At 75.1% G+C, this 13335-nt stretch carries 13 protein-coding genes; 5 read left to right on the top strand and 8 right to left on the bottom strand.

Annotated features, from left to right (window positions below; genetic code table 11):
• Positions 1–20 precede the first annotated feature (20 nt).
• Together AB0C78_RS22730 and AB0C78_RS22735 are read right to left on the bottom strand one after the other, a co-directional pair.
• Complete coding sequence (locus AB0C78_RS22730; RefSeq protein WP_360750957.1) at positions 21–881, bottom strand: LLM class flavin-dependent oxidoreductase; 861 nt, start codon at positions 879–881, stop codon at positions 21–23.
• A 76-nt stretch (positions 882–957) separates the two neighbouring features.
• Positions 958–2091 carry a helix-turn-helix domain-containing protein gene (locus AB0C78_RS22735; protein WP_360750959.1) on the bottom strand — a complete coding sequence of 378 codons (1134 nt, stop codon included), beginning with the start codon at positions 2089–2091 and terminating at the stop codon, positions 958–960.
• 145 nt (positions 2092–2236) lie between these two features.
• Between AB0C78_RS22735 and AB0C78_RS22740 the strand changes: the two genes are divergently transcribed.
• Complete coding sequence (locus tag AB0C78_RS22740) at positions 2237–3031, top strand: class II aldolase/adducin family protein (protein ID WP_360750961.1); 795 nt, start codon at positions 2237–2239, stop codon at positions 3029–3031.
• On the opposite strand, the gene AB0C78_RS22745 is transcribed toward AB0C78_RS22740, so the two are convergent.
• A complete protein-coding gene (locus AB0C78_RS22745; RefSeq protein ID WP_360750963.1) occupies positions 3028–3939 on the bottom strand; it encodes an NmrA family NAD(P)-binding protein in 912 nt (303 codons plus the stop codon). The two genes, AB0C78_RS22740 and AB0C78_RS22745, sit on opposite strands and share 4 nt — an antisense overlap.
• An 82-nt stretch (positions 3940–4021) precedes the next feature.
• On the opposite strand from AB0C78_RS22745, the gene AB0C78_RS22750 reads away from it, so the two are divergent.
• Positions 4022–4984, top strand: a complete 963-nt coding sequence (locus AB0C78_RS22750; RefSeq protein WP_360750965.1) for a helix-turn-helix domain-containing protein — start codon at positions 4022–4024, stop codon at positions 4982–4984.
• A gap of 23 nt (positions 4985–5007) precedes the next feature.
• Here the strand turns inward: AB0C78_RS22750 and AB0C78_RS22755 are convergent, their stop codons facing one another.
• Positions 5008–5943 (bottom strand): AraC family transcriptional regulator, encoded by a 936-nt coding sequence (locus tag AB0C78_RS22755; protein WP_360750967.1) that lies wholly within the window; start codon positions 5941–5943, stop codon positions 5008–5010.
• Between the two features lie 134 nt (positions 5944–6077).
• Between AB0C78_RS22755 and AB0C78_RS22760 the strand changes: the two genes are divergently transcribed.
• Positions 6078–7076: a zinc-dependent alcohol dehydrogenase family protein gene (locus AB0C78_RS22760; protein WP_360750969.1), complete on the top strand. Its 999-nt coding sequence runs from the start codon at positions 6078–6080 to the stop codon at positions 7074–7076.
• A gap of 34 nt (positions 7077–7110) precedes the next feature.
• Here the strand turns inward: AB0C78_RS22760 and AB0C78_RS22765 are convergent, their stop codons facing one another.
• Positions 7111–7569 carry a MarR family transcriptional regulator gene (locus AB0C78_RS22765; protein WP_360750971.1) on the bottom strand — a complete coding sequence of 153 codons (459 nt, stop codon included), beginning with the start codon at positions 7567–7569 and terminating at the stop codon, positions 7111–7113.
• A 56-nt stretch (positions 7570–7625) separates the two neighbouring features.
• On the opposite strand from AB0C78_RS22765, the gene AB0C78_RS22770 reads away from it, so the two are divergent.
• Complete coding sequence (locus tag AB0C78_RS22770; RefSeq protein WP_360750973.1) at positions 7626–8027, top strand: VOC family protein; 402 nt, start codon at positions 7626–7628, stop codon at positions 8025–8027.
• A gap of 208 nt (positions 8028–8235) precedes the next feature.
• Here AB0C78_RS22770 and AB0C78_RS22775 read toward each other — a convergent pair whose 3' ends face one another.
• Both AB0C78_RS22775 and AB0C78_RS22780 read right to left on the bottom strand, forming a co-directional pair.
• Positions 8236–9657, bottom strand: a complete 1422-nt coding sequence (locus AB0C78_RS22775; protein ID WP_360750975.1) for an ATP-binding protein — start codon at positions 9655–9657, stop codon at positions 8236–8238.
• A complete protein-coding gene (locus tag AB0C78_RS22780; protein WP_360750977.1) occupies positions 9654–11300 on the bottom strand; it encodes an FAD-dependent oxidoreductase in 1647 nt (548 codons plus the stop codon). Before AB0C78_RS22780 ends, AB0C78_RS22775 begins: the two co-directional genes overlap by 4 nt.
• A gap of 130 nt (positions 11301–11430) precedes the next feature.
• Between AB0C78_RS22780 and AB0C78_RS22785 the strand changes: the two genes are divergently transcribed.
• Positions 11431–12486, top strand: coding sequence for a Gfo/Idh/MocA family oxidoreductase (locus AB0C78_RS22785; RefSeq protein ID WP_360750979.1), 1056 nt, complete (start codon positions 11431–11433; stop codon positions 12484–12486).
• A gap of 7 nt (positions 12487–12493) precedes the next feature.
• On the opposite strand, the gene AB0C78_RS22790 is transcribed toward AB0C78_RS22785, so the two are convergent.
• Positions 12494–13330: an endonuclease/exonuclease/phosphatase family protein gene (locus tag AB0C78_RS22790; RefSeq protein ID WP_360750981.1), complete on the bottom strand. Its 837-nt coding sequence runs from the start codon at positions 13328–13330 to the stop codon at positions 12494–12496.
• Positions 13331–13335 lie beyond the last annotated feature (5 nt).

The raw sequence follows: 13335 nt of genomic DNA on the forward strand, positions 1-13335 counted from the left end.
CCCAGGGCGGGGTCCGCCGCTCACCGGCCCTGCGCGGCGACCTCCTCGAACACCTTCATGTCGGCGTCCCACGGGGTGCCCGGACGCGGCCAGTGCAGGGCGATCTCGGTGATGCCGAGGCCGGCGTACCGGCCCGCGAGGTCGGCGAAGGCCTCGGCCGACGCGAGCCACGGCTCGCCGTTGAACCCGGTCAGCAGGACCCGCTCGGCCGGGGCGCGGCCCTCCGCCTCGCACGCCTCGCCGAGCCTGGCCAGGCGCTCTCGGACGATATTGAACGGCTCGGCGCCGTCCCCGTGCGCGCTGGTCACCCAGCCGGAGCCGTACCGTGCGGCGAGCCGCATGCCGCGCGGCCCGTCGCCGGCGATCACGAACGGGACGCGGGGCCGCTGGACGCAGCCGGGGTCCGACACCACGTCCCGCGCGGTGTAGAACGCGCCCTCGCTGGTGGTTTCGGGGCCGCGCAGCACGCGGTCGAGCAGGGCGACCCATTCGGCGAACCGGTCCGCGCGCTCGCGCGGCGTCCATTCGTCGCCGCCGAGGACGCCCGCGTCGGACTGGCGGCGCGTCCCGCCGGAGCCGATCCCGATCGTCAGCCGGCCGCCGCTGACGTGGTCGATCGTCCTGATCGCGTGCGCGGTCGGCACCGGGTGCCGGAAGTTCGGCGAGGTGACCAGCGTGCCGAGCCGGATCCGCGAGGTGACGGCCGCCGCCGCGGCCATCGTGGTGTACGCGTCGTACCAGGGCGTCGTCCCGCGCCAGGCCAGATGGTCGTAGACCCAGGCGTGGTGGAACCCGAGCTCCTCGGCGCGCCGCCACAGCTCGCCGGCCTCCGGCCAGGACTGCATCGGCCACATCACCGTGCTGATCCGCGGTGCGGTCACTGCTCCCCCGTTCTGTCTCCGGGACGCCCCGCCCCGGGGCGCCGCGTCCATCCCATCACCCGGCACCGACGGCCGGTCACGCGCCCGGCCCGGCGAGCCAGTGGCGCAGCGCCCACCACCAGTGCGCCGTCCGCTCCACCGCCGTCCCGCCGGACGGGTCGAGCAGCGCGCGGCCGGTCAGCTCCTGGAACCGCCGCACCCGGTACTTCACCGTGTTGCCGTGGACGTGCAGGGCGGCGGCGGTCGGCTCGATCCGGCCGCCGTGGTCGAGGTAGGCGAGCGCGGTCGCGGCGAGCTCGCGGTGGAACGGGTCGTCGCGGTCGAGGCCGCCGAGCAGCCCGCCGGCGAGCAGCCCGCCGAGGTCGGGCTCGGCCTCGGTGACGGCGAGGAGCGCGAGCCCGGCCAGCTCCCGCAGCCCGGTGAGGCCCGCCGCGGTCCCGGCGCGCAGGGCGCGGCGGCCCAGGTCGTACAGCGGCGCGACGGCGCCGGGCCGGGCGGGCGGCGCCGCGACGAGCAGCGGCCCCGTCCTGACCGGCGGCGGCAGCCGCGCCACGAGCGCGGCGAGCCGCCCGTCCACCAGCCCGCACAGGGCAGGGCCCGCCGCGACCAGGCGCGCCTCCAGGCCCGCCGCGACCGCCGGGTCGCTGACGTCCGACACGACGCAGTGGTACTCGGCGTCGGGGTCGAGCGGGGCGAGGACCGGGACGGACTCGCCGTGCAGGAGCTGCCGCAGCATCTGGACGCGGCCCTCCCGCGTCGTGCGGGCCATCTCCAGCTCGGCGACCCGGTGGGCGTGCACCATCCGGTGGACGAGCGCGGTGTTGATCTCGTCGATGCGGCTGACGCCGTCCAGCAGCAGCGCGTCCGGCACGCCCTGGCGGCGGCCGTCCGCGATGAGCGTGCGGACGAGATGGGCGCGGCCCGCCTGGAACCCGTCCAGGAACGCCGCGACCGGCACGCCCTGCCGGGCCCGGTCCGAGCCGAGCCGCCCGGCGGCGGCCAGCAGCTCCTCGCCGGGGGCGCCGTCCGCGAGCGCCGCGAGCACGCCCCGCAGCAGCGCGCGGGTGTGCCGCCGCGTCTCCTCCTCGGGCAGCGCCGCCACCATCTCCGACCGGCCGCGCGCGGCGCGGACCGCGCCCTCCAGGAGCCGCGGGTCGTCGCCGCGCTCGCTCACCAGCCGCAGGAACCGGTCGTCCTCGCTGGGCTCCATCCCGCCATTGTCCCCCGTCGTTGTCCCGATCGGACAACGAGCCGGGCGGCGCTTGGGCCGCCTCCCCTAGCGGACCGCCCGCCGCCTGGTGTTCGCTGGCGGTAGTGCCCAGCGGTGTCCCGCCCAGAGCCCGAGGAGTTCGCCGATGCCCGACGACGAGCAGTTCCTGGAGAAGCTGCCCACCGACCTGATCTTCCGGCTGCCGCCGACCTTCGACGACGTCGAGGACGAGCGCCGGCACCGCAAGGAGCGGCTCGCCGCCGCGCTGCGGATCTTCGGCAAGTTCGGCTTCGAGGAGGGCGTCGCCGGGCACATCACCGCCCGCGACCCCGAGCGCACCGACCACTTCTGGGTCAACCCGTTCGGGATGTCGTTCAAGCACATCAAGGTCAGCGACCTCATCCTCGTCAACCACCAGGGGCAGGTCGTCGAGGGCCGCTACCCGGTGAACGAGGCCGCGTTCGCGATCCACTCGCAGGTGCACCAGGCCCGCCCGGACGTCGTCGCCGCCGCGCACAGCCACTCCACGCACGGCCGCGCGATCTCCGCGCTCGGCCAGAAGCTGGAGCCGATCACGCAGGACGTGTGCGCGTTCTACCAGGACCACGGCCTGTTCGACGACTACACCGGCGTCGTCACCGACCTGGAGGAGGGCAAGCGCATCGCCGCCGCCCTCGGCGAGTACAAGGCCGTCATCCTGCGCAACCACGGCCTGCTCACCGTCGGCGACACCGTCGACGCGGCCGCCTGGTGGTTCATCACGATGGAACGCTCGTGCCAGGTGCAGCTGCTGGCGAAGGCCGCGGGCCAGGTCGTGCCGATCGAGCACGACAACGCCGTCCTCACCCACGAGCAGATCGGCAACGACCTCGTCGGCTGGATCAACTACCAGCCGCTCTACGACCAGATCACCCGCGAGCAGCCCGACCTGTTCGACTAGGACGCCCGTGGCGGCCTGCTCCCGCCACGGCCGGCGGCCGCCGCCCGCCATTCGACGGTCTCCAGCCAGGCGGCCAGGTCCTTCGTCTCGGGACGCAGGGCGCGGGTGGCGGCGATGTCGGCTCCGTAACCGCCCTGCGCGTCGAGGTGGGCGACGGCGGCGGCCGTCTCCGCCGGCAGCGCGCCGAGGGGAACCGGAACGTACGGGATCTCGCGTCCGGCGGCCTCGCTGAAGGCCGCCGCGAGCCGGCCGGGCGTGGCCGCGTCGCCCGCGATGGCGAGCGTCTCCCCCAGGTACCGGGCGGGGTCGGCGAAGGCGGCGGCGGCGAACGCGCCGATGTCGTCCACCGCGATCAGCTGCTCGGGGACGTCCGGGGAGAACGGCGTCGCGACCACCTCGGCGCCGAGGTAGTTCTCCATGAACGACGCGGGCCGCAGCACGGTCGCCGGGATCCCCTTCCGGCGGATGTGCTCCTCGATCCGGAGTTTGGCCTCGAAGGCGGGCACCCCCGCCGACCGCTCGGCGCCCGCGACGGACGAGTAGACCAGGTGGGCATCGCCGGCGGCGTCCGCGACGGCGATGCCGCGCCGGACCTCGTCGTCGAACGGGACGGGCGGCGAGCCCAGCAGGCCCGCCTGCACGCTGAAGACGCCGTGGACGCCGGCCGCCGCGGCGGCGAGCGACGCGCGGTCGTCCAGGTCGCCGGCGACGACCTCGGCGCCGGCCGCCGCGAGCGCGCGGGCGGCGGCGCCGCGGACGTCGCGGGTCAGGGCGCGGACGCGCCGGCCGTCCGCGAGGAGATGCCGGACGGCCGCGCCGCCCTGCTTTCCGGTGGCTCCCGTCACCAGGACGATCCCGTCGTCGCGATGGCCGCGGCCACCGCTCCGGTCACTGCCGTGTTCGATCATGACGGCCAGCCTGTCCCGCGCCCGCCGCTCGGGAAAGTGGCCCATCTGCCACCCATCGAGGTTTTCGTGCCATCCTGGCGGCATGCCCCCGTTCCGGCGCATCGCCGCCTACGCCCCGAAGGGCGTCACCGCGCTCAGCCTCGGGATCGCGGGCTCGGTGTTCGGTCCCCGCGACGGCGTCCCGCCGTTCGATCTCGGGCTCTGCGCCGAGCGGCCGGGGCCGCTGCGCACCGAACTCGGCCTTGACGTGCACATCGGCCACGGACCCGAGCCGATCGCCTCGGCCGACCTCGTCCTGCTGCTGCCCGGCACCGGGTTCCGCGACGTGCCCCCGGACGTCGTGGAGGCGCTCCGGGAAGCCCACGGAAGGGGCGCGACGATCGCGGCCCACTGCGTCGGGACGTTCCTGCTCGCGGCCGCCGGGCTCGCGGACGGCCTCGACGTCACGACGCACTGGCGGCACGCCGCCGAGCTCGCGGCGGCGCACCCGCGGGTCACCGTCCGCCCGGACGCCCTGTACATCGACCACGGCGCGGTCGCGACCGGTGCCGGGGCGGCGGCGGGCCTGGACCTCTGCCTCCACCTGCTGCGCCGGGACCACGGCGCGGCCCTCGCCAACAGGGTGGCCCGTGACCTCGTGACGCCGCCGCACCGGGACGGCGGCCAGGCCCAGTACATCGACGCGCCCGTCCCGTCCGGCGGCGACGACCGGCGGCTGGCCGACGTGATCGCGTGGGCGCGCGGCAACCTGGACCGGCGGCTGCCGGTGGACGAGCTGGCGGCGCGGGCGCTGATGAGCCGCCGGTCGTTCGCGCGCCGGTTCAAGGCCGCGACCGGGGCGACGCCCCACGCGTGGCTGCGCGCGCAGCGGCTCGACCTGGCCGAGGAGCTGCTGGAGACGACGGACCTGCCGGTCCAGGAGGTCGCCCGCCGGGTCGGCTACCGCGACGCGGCCGTGCTGCGCGAGCAGTTCACGCTCCGCCGCGGCGTCCCGCCCCGCACCTACCGCCGCACCTTCTCCCGGGGCCGGCCCGCCGCGCGGTGACCGCCGGCGGCCCCGGCGGGGCCCTACGCTCCGCCCGTGGTCCGGTCGTCTCGCGGTCGCGTGTTCGCGGTCCGGTAGCGGCCGGGGGTGACGCCGTACTCGCGCTTGAACGCGGCGGCGAAGGCGACGTCCGAGGAGTAGCCGGCCTGCCGCGCCACCACGCGCAGCGGCGTGCCGGACCGGCGCAGCAGCCGCGCCGCGAGCGTCATCCGCCACCAGGTCAGGTAGGTCAGGGGCGGCCGCCCGACCAGGGCGGTGAACCGGTTGGCGAAGGCGGCACGGGACAGCCCGGCCCGCGCGCCGAGTTCGGCCACCGTCCAGGGCCGGTCGGGCGCGTCGTGGATGGCGGTGAGGGCCGCGGCGATCGCCGGGTCGGTGAGCGCCACCGTCCAGCCGGTGGCGGCCGGGTCCTCGGTCCGCTCCTCGAACCAGGCCCGCAGGATGTAGAGCAGCAGCGTGTCGAGCAGCGCCGGCACGATGGCCCCCGCTCCGGGCCGCGACCGCCCCATCTCGTCGCCGAGCAGGTCGACGGCCGCGCGCAGCGAGGGATGGCGTCCGATCCGGGCGGGCAGGTGGACGACGGGCGGGACCTCCGACATCAGGGGGTGCGTCCTGCTGCCGTCCAGCAGGTAGGCACCGCACAGCACGACCGTGGGAGCGCCGGTGCCGCCCGGCCCGGCGTGCGGGCGCCGCATGTCGAAGTCCACCAGCGGGCTTCCGGGGTGGTCGGCCAGCCCGTGCGTGCCGGCGCCGTGCAGGAACGCCACGTCCCCGACGCCGAGCCGGATCGGCGGGGCGCCGTCCGGCGGCAGCAGCCAGCACGACCCCTCCAGCACGACGTGGAACGCGCCGCCGCTGTCGGCGGTGAAGCGCATGCCCCACGGCGCACGCAGGTCGTGGCGGTTGGCGTGCGGCCGTCCGGCGTGCATGGCGGTGATCGTGTCACTGAGGACGTCCATGGCGGAAGTCTAGGTGCCGAGACGGTCGCTGGGTCTTCGCAGACGATCACTTATTGAAGGTCTCGAACGCGGACTCCTACGGTGGCATGACCCGGCTCGCATCGGTGCGGCCGGCCCGACCAAGGGAATCCGTGATGACCAAGGCAGTGTTCTTCGACGAGCTCGGCGGCCCGGAGGTGCTCCGGCTGCGGGACGAGGCGCCCGGCGAACCGGGAAAGGGCGAGGCCCGCATCCGCGTCGACGCGATCGGCCTGAACCGGGCAGAGGCCAATTTCCGGGCCGGCACCTACGTCTACCAGCCGAACCTTCCCGGGTCCGGGATCGGCTACGAGGCGGCCGGCGTCGTGGAGGCGGTCGGCGAAGGTGTCGACGGCTTCGCGCCCGGCGACGCCGTCAGCGCCGTGCCCGCCTTCCTGATGACCGAGTACGGGACCTACGGGGAGTCGGCCGTCCTCCCGGCGCACGCACTGGTGCACCGCCCCGACGGCGTCGACGCGGTGACCGGGGCCGCCACCTGGATGGCCTACACCACCGCCTATGGCCTCCTGGTCGAATTCGGCGGAATCCGGCCCGGTGACACGGTGCTCGTCAACGCCGCCTCCAGCAGCGTCGGCCTCGCCGCCGTCCAGGTCGCCAACCACCTCGGCGCCGTTCCGATCGCCACCACCCGCACCGGCGCCAAGAGGCGGCGGCTGCTGGACGCGGGCGCCGCCCACGTCATCGCGCTCCAGGAGCAGGACCTCCTCAAGGAGATCGACGCCGTCACCGGCGGCCGCGGAGTGGACCTCGCCATCGACGCCGTCATGGGCCCGGCGGTCGGCACCCTCGTCCAGGCGGTCGCCCCGGACGGCGCCCTCCTGTTCTACGGCTGGCTCGACCCCACCCCCGCGCCGCTGCCCATCGCCCCCGACTTCCGCGGCCGCACCCTCCGGACCTACGCCTTCACCGAGCTCACCGTCGACAGCGAGCCCCGGCTGCGCCGCGCGAAGCACTTCATCAACGCGGGCCTGCGTTCCGGCTCCCTCTCCCCCGTGATCGACCGCACCTTCGACCTGGACGATGTCGTCGCGGCCCACCGCCATCTGGAGTCCAACACCCAGTTCGGCAAGATCGTCCTCACGGTCGGGCACTAGCGCGCTTCTTCGCCCGGCGCGGCGGCGCCGGGCGTCAGCGCGCCCTCGGGTCGTGGTGCGCCAGGAGCACGCGCGCCATGCGTTCGAACTCGGCGCGGTCCTCCGCGGACAGCGGGGCCAGCAGGTCGGCGTCCAGCTCGGCGGCACGGCGGCCGATCGCGTCCAGTTCCGCGCGACCCTCGGCGGTCGGCTCGACCACGTACCGGCGCCGGTCGGACGGGTCGCGCTCGCGCCGGACGAACCCGGCCGCCTCCAGCCGGCCGACCACCTCCACCAGGTCGCTCGGGTCGATGCGCAGCCGCGTGCCCAGCTCCCGCTGCGAGGCCGGGGACGCGTCGTCCAGCGCGGACAGCACGGCGAAGTGCCACAGGCCGAGGCCGTGCTCGTCCATCATCCGCCCCATCCGGACGCGGCCGGCCCGCCCCACCTGGGCCAGCACGAACGTGGTGATGCCGAGCAGGCGGGGCGGCAGCGGGCCCGCGGTGTCGTCCATCCCCCTATTGTAGGGTTACCCCCATCATTGGTTAACACCCACGAATTGGAGGCGGCATGGACGCGCTCTACCCGCGCCTGCTGGTGGACGACTTCGACGCCTGCGCCCGGTTCTACGCCGCGGCGCTCGACGAGCTGCTCGGCATTCAGCCGGTCAAGATGCTGCCCGACGCGCAGTACGCCAACTGGGACCTCGAAGGCGAGTGCGTCCTGGTCGTGATGGGCCGCGCCCGCATGGCGGAGACGGTGGGCACCGCGGACCTGCCCGCGCCGTCCGGGCAGGACGGCTCGATGCTGGTGTTCCGGGTCGGCGATGTCGGCAAGGCCGCCGCCGCGCTGGCGGCGCTCGGCGCCGCCGTGGTCGCCGAGCCGGCGGACCGCCCGGAGTGGGGGCCCGGGCTGCGGACCGCGCACCTGCGCGACCCCGGCGGCAACCTGCTGGAACTCCAGTCGTACTGACTCCGCCCCCGAGGGGGATCAGCGCGGGAGCGGATGCCGGCGCGGGCGTCGCGGGACGGGCGCTCGGCCCGGCGGAGGGAGGTTCCGCCGGGCCGACCCCGGTGTGAGCCCGTGCCCCAAGGACACCACGCACCCGCCGACGAGCGCTTGTCCCCCATCGACGAAAAGGAACGCGCCACCCCGCCGGAAACTGACAGGACCGGCGCCGTCAGGCCCCGTTGCGGGACGCCTCGGCCAGCGGCAGCAGCACCTGGAACCGGGTGTCGCCCGGCAGCGACTCCACCTTGATGTCGCCGCCGTGCCGGTCCGCCACGATCCGCCAGGAGATGTCGAGGCCGAGGCCCGTCCCCTGCCCCACCGGCTTGGTGGTGAAGAACGGCGTGAAGATCCGGTCGATGTTCTCCTCGGGGATGCCGCCGCCGGTGTCGGCGATCTCCACCATCGCCTGGTCGTTCACCCGGGCCGTCCGGATGGTGAGCGTGCCCTGGCCGTCCATCGCGTACAGCGCGTTCACGATCAGGTTCGTCCAGACCTGGTTCAGCTCCGCCGCGTACACCGGGACGGGCGGCAGCGACTCGTCGTAGACGGTCTTGACCGTCACGCCCGGCCCGAACTTGCGCTTGAGCATCGTCAGCGTGCTGTCCAGCAGCTCGCGCAGGTCGACCCGCTGGTAGGCGGCCCGGTCCAGCTGCGAGTACTGGCGCGCGGAGTCCAGCAGCGCGGTGATCCGGTCCATCGCCTCGGAGATCTCCGCCTGCAGCTGCCCGACCTCCATCACCTCCGCCAGCCACCGGATCGCCGAGGGCAGGTGCTCCCCGGCCGCCCGCGCGACCTCCTCGGCCTGCTCCACCCCGACCCCGGCGGAGACGAGGCCGGGCGCCAGGTCCCAGGCGTCCTCGACGCCGTGCTCGTCCAGCCAGTCGCCCAGCTCGTCCTCGGCGTCGCTGACCTCGAGCGGGCTGCGCCGCGTGCCCGGCGGCGCGGGCAGCGTCGGCCGCAGCGCCACCAGCGCCGCGAGCCGGGTGCAGTCGGCGCCCTGCGCGGCGAGGTCGGCGAGCGTCTTCTGCGCCGCGATCAGCCGGTCGCCGAGCTCGGCGCTGGCCCGCGCCGCCGCGGCGGCCGGGTTGTTCAGCTCGTGGGTGAGGCCCGCGGTGATCGTGCCGAGCGCGGTGAGCCGCTCGCGCTGGTCGACGGTCCGCCGCAGGTTCGTCATCCCGAAGAAGATCCCGGCCAGCAGGTGCGTCGCCATCGGGAACCACTTGCGGACGGCCTTGCTGAACTTGCGGGCCGGCAGCACGAACACCCGCGACGGCCGCGTCGCCCTGAGCGTGTGCGCGTACTTCTGCTCGATCTGGTCGTCCAGGTACGCCTGGACGGCCCCGCCGTAGGTGCCGGGACGCGACGTCCGGCTGATCTCGACGGAGTGGTCCCGGACCTGCTGGCTCATCACCATCTCGCCGTCCAGCAGCACGTACAGGAACTCGGCGGGCTCGCCCTGCGCGCAGATCACCCCGTCGGCGGGGATCTCCGCGACCGTCCCGCACAGGGACAGCCATTCCAGCTTCTGGTCGTCGAGGTCCTCGAAGAGGAACAGCGACCGCAGCTCCTCCGGCGACGCGGTAGTGGTCATGCCTGCTCCAGGTAGCGGTGGACGAGCGCGACGGCCATCGCGCCGTCGCCGACGGCGGACGCGACCCGCTTCATCGACTCCGAGCGGACGTCCCCCGCCGCGAACACGCCGGGGACGCTGGTCTCCAGGTGGTACGGCTGGCGGGCGAGCGGCCACCCGGCGGGACGGCGCCCGCCGGCGACCAGGTCGGGGCCGGTGACGACGTACCCGCGGGCGTCGCGCTCGACGAAGCCGTCCAGCCAGTCCGTGCCCGGTTCGGCGCCGATGAACACGAACAGCCAGTGCGCGTCGATGGTCTTCTTCCCGCCGGGCCACGCGAACGTGAGGCGCTCGAGCCGGTCGGCGCCCTCCGCGGCGCAGACCGTCTTGCCGGTGTGCACCTCGATGTTGGGCGTCTGCTCGATCTGCTCGATCAGGTAGTGCGACATCGACTTCTCCAGGCCGTCCGCCCGGACGATGATGTGCACCTTCTTGGCGTACTTCGCCAGGTGCACGGCGGCCTGCCCGGCGGAGTTGGCGCCGCCGACGACGGCGACCTCCTCGTCCGCGCACGACGGCGCCTCCGTGAGCGCCGCGCCGTAGTACACGCCGCGGCCGACGAAGTCCTCGACGCCTTCGGCGTTCAGCCGCCGGTACGACACGCCGCTGGCGAGGATGACGGCGTGCGCCGCGATCTCCGTGCCGTCGGCCAGCCGCGCCACCCGGGCGGTGCCGCGCGCCTCCAGCGCGACGACCTCCCCGGCCTGCAGCAGCTCGGCGCCGAACCGGTCGGCCTGCCGGCGCGCCCGGTCGGCGAGCTGCTGGCCGGTCACCCCGTCGGGGAAGCCGAGGTAGTTCTCGATCCGGGAGCTCTGCCCGGCCTGCCCGCCGAGCGCGCGCCGCTCCACCACGACGGTCTTCAGACCCTCGGACGCCCCGTACACCGCGGCGCCGAGCCCGGACGGCCCGCCGCCCACCACGATCAGGTCGTAGAACCCGGTGGACGGGGTGCTCGGCAGCCCGATCACCGACGCCAGCTCCGCGTCCGACGGCGCGCACAGCGTGTCCCCGCCGGCCGTCACCACCAGCGGCAGCTCCGGCGAGCCCGCCGCCGCGATCAGCTCCGCGCCCTCCGGGTCGGTGTCCATCAGCCAGGTGTAGGGCGCCTGGTGGCGGGCCAGGAAGTCGCGGACCTCGTAGCAGCGCGCCGACCAGCGGTGCCCGACGACCCGCAGCTCGGCGGGCCGGGACCGGTCGGTGCGCCGCCACGCGTCCAGCTGCGCGTCGATCACCGGGTAGAACTTCTCCTCCGGCGGGTTCCACGGCTTCAGCAGGTAGTGGTCGAGGTCGACGACGTTGATCGCGCGGATCGCGGCGTCGGTGTCGGCGTAGGCGGTCAGCAGGACGCGGCGCGCGTACGGGAACAGGTCCATGGCCCGTTCGAGGAACTCCACGCCGTTCATCTCGGGCATCCGGTGGTCGGCGAGCAGGACCGCCGTGTCGTCGCCGCGCAGCCGCAGCTCGCTCAGGGCGTCCAGGGCCTGCCGCCCCGACTCGGCGCGGACGATCCGGTACGACTCGGCGTACCGGCGGCGCAGGTCGCGCGCCACCGCCCGGGACACGCCCGGATCGTCGTCGACGGTGAGCAGCACTGGTTTGGACAACGCGTCCCCCTCATCCCATGACATCCCCGGGCAAAAGCCTACGTGGCCCGGCCACGCCGCGTCCCGCCCGCACCGGCCGGCCGCCACCCCGCCGCCCCGCGGCCGGGACCGCATCGGTAATGATCGTCGCATGGACCTGCGTGTTGCGCTGATCGGATACGGCACCGGGGGCTCGGTGTTCCACGCGCCCCTGATCTCCTCGGTGCCGGGGATGCGGCTCGCCGCGGTCGTCACGGGGAACCCGGAGCGGCAGCGCGCCGTCGCCGAGCGCTACCCGGAGACGACCGTGCTCGGCAGCGCGGACCGGCTGTGGGAGGTGTCCGGCGCCTACGACCTGGTCGTGGTCGCCACCCCGAACCGGCAGCACGTCCCCCTCGCCCGCACCGCGCTGACCTCCGGGCTCCCGGTCGTCGTGGACAAGCCGGCCGCTGCGACGGCGGCGGACGCCCGGTCCCTCGCCGCGCTCAGCGCCGTACGCGGGCTGCCGGTGATCCCGTTCCACAACCGGCGCTGGGACGGCGACTACCGGACCGTGCTGCGGCTGGCCGGATCCGGCGCGCTCGGCGGCGTGCTGCGGTTCGAGTCCCGGTTCGAGCGGTGGCGGCCCGAGGTGAAGGCGGGCTGGAAGGAGAGCGCGGACCCGCGCGACGCCGGCGGCATCCTCTACGACCTCGGCTCCCACCTGATCGACCAGGCGATCGCGCTGTTCGGCCGTCCCGACCGGGTCTACGCCGAGATCGACACGCGGCGGCGCGGCGCGGCGGCGCCCGACGACGCCTTCGTGGCGCTGGAGCACCGCGGCGGGACCCGCTCCCACCTCTGGATGAGCGCGACCGCCGCGCAGCTCGGGCCGCGGTTCCGCGTCCTCGGCGACCGCGCCGCCTACACGGTGAACGGGATGGACGGGCAGGAGGACGCGCTGCGCGCCGGCCTCACCCCGAGGGACCCCGGCTACGGCATCGCGCCGCCCGAGTCTTACGGCCTGGTCGGCACGCCCGGCGACGACCGCCCGGAGCCGACCGCGCCGGGCGCCTACCACGAGTTCTACGCGGCGGTGGCGCGGACGCTGCGCGGCGAGGCGCCCCCGCCGGTCACCCTCACCGACGCGATCGCGGGCCTGGAGGTCATCGAGGCCGCCGTCCGCTCCGCCGGCGAGGGCACCGTCGTGAGCACCCGCCCGGAGTGACCGCCGGTCAGTAGCGCAGGTCCGCCAGCACGCCGTAGTGGTCGGACGCGACGACCCCGTTCACCGGCTCGGTGCCCAGCAGCGCGCAGTGGACGGGATGGCCCGCGCCGCCCGCGCGGGGCCACGCGGAGAAGACGTGGTCGATGCGGCGGTCCGGCCACAGGACGGGCCGCGTCCACGGGTTGGCGTTGCTCCAGGTGTGACCGGGCGTCCCGTCGCCGGCCATCTCCCACGCGTCGTAGAAGACGACGCCGGGCGCGCCCACCGCGGCGCGCCCGGTGAGCATGCGGATCTCGTCGGAGTCCGGGTCGGCGTTGAAGTCGCCCGCGACGACCGCGGGCGCGTCGCGTCCCGCCGTCTCGCGCACGTAGGCGGTGAGGTCGCGGACCTGCTGCTGCCGCTGCCCGCTGTGCCCGAGCTTGTAGCCCAGCGCGACGCCGAACGTGTGGACGGCCCCGCGCGGGCCCTGGACCTCGGCGTACACGGCGAGACCGCCGTCGCCGCCGGCCGGGTCGCCGAGCGGGCGCTCACCGGTCCGGCCCTGCGGCCAGCGCGACAGGACCGCGACCCCCGAGCGGCCGCCCGCCGCCGCCGCGTAGGCGGACCCGCCGAAGACGCCGTGCGGGAGGCCGAGGGGCTCGCCGAGGCGCGCCGCGAGCGAGTCGTCCCCGTCCTCCCACGCCTCCACCAGCACGAGCACGTCGGGCGCTGCGTCCCGGAGGACCTCGATGATCGCCGCCTCGCGCTCCTTGTACGGGCCGTAGCGGTCCCAGACGTTCCAGGTCGCCACCCGGCACGTCGTCTCGATCAGCGGCCCGTACGGCTCCTCGATGTCATAGCCCATGCGGT

Origin of the sequence: Actinomadura sp. NPDC048394 (assembly GCF_040651755.1) — a bacterium.
In the GTDB taxonomy this organism is placed as follows: Bacteria; Actinomycetota; Actinomycetes; order Streptosporangiales; family Streptosporangiaceae; genus Spirillospora; species Spirillospora montaniterrae.

Coding starts and splice junctions, on each gene's coding strand:
- AB0C78_RS22735 (WP_360750959.1), bottom strand. CDS start 2,091: ATGGAGCCCAGCGAGGACGACCGGTTCCTGCGGCTGGTGAGCGAGCGC.
- AB0C78_RS22740 (WP_360750961.1), top strand. CDS start 2,237: ATGCCCGACGACGAGCAGTTCCTGGAGAAGCTGCCCACCGACCTGATC.
- AB0C78_RS22745 (WP_360750963.1), bottom strand. CDS start 3,939: ATGATCGAACACGGCAGTGACCGGAGCGGTGGCCGCGGCCATCGCGAC.
- AB0C78_RS22750 (WP_360750965.1), top strand. CDS start 4,022: ATGCCCCCGTTCCGGCGCATCGCCGCCTACGCCCCGAAGGGCGTCACC.
- AB0C78_RS22755 (WP_360750967.1), bottom strand. CDS start 5,943: ATGGACGTCCTCAGTGACACGATCACCGCCATGCACGCCGGACGGCCG.
- AB0C78_RS22760 (WP_360750969.1), top strand. CDS start 6,078: ATGACCAAGGCAGTGTTCTTCGACGAGCTCGGCGGCCCGGAGGTGCTC.
- AB0C78_RS22765 (WP_360750971.1), bottom strand. CDS start 7,569: ATGGACGACACCGCGGGCCCGCTGCCGCCCCGCCTGCTCGGCATCACC.
- AB0C78_RS22770 (WP_360750973.1), top strand. CDS start 7,626: ATGGACGCGCTCTACCCGCGCCTGCTGGTGGACGACTTCGACGCCTGC.
- AB0C78_RS22775 (WP_360750975.1), bottom strand. CDS start 9,657: ATGACCACTACCGCGTCGCCGGAGGAGCTGCGGTCGCTGTTCCTCTTC.
- AB0C78_RS22785 (WP_360750979.1), top strand. CDS start 11,431: ATGGACCTGCGTGTTGCGCTGATCGGATACGGCACCGGGGGCTCGGTG.
- AB0C78_RS22790 (WP_360750981.1), bottom strand. CDS start 13,330: ATGGGCTATGACATCGAGGAGCCGTACGGGCCGCTGATCGAGACGACG.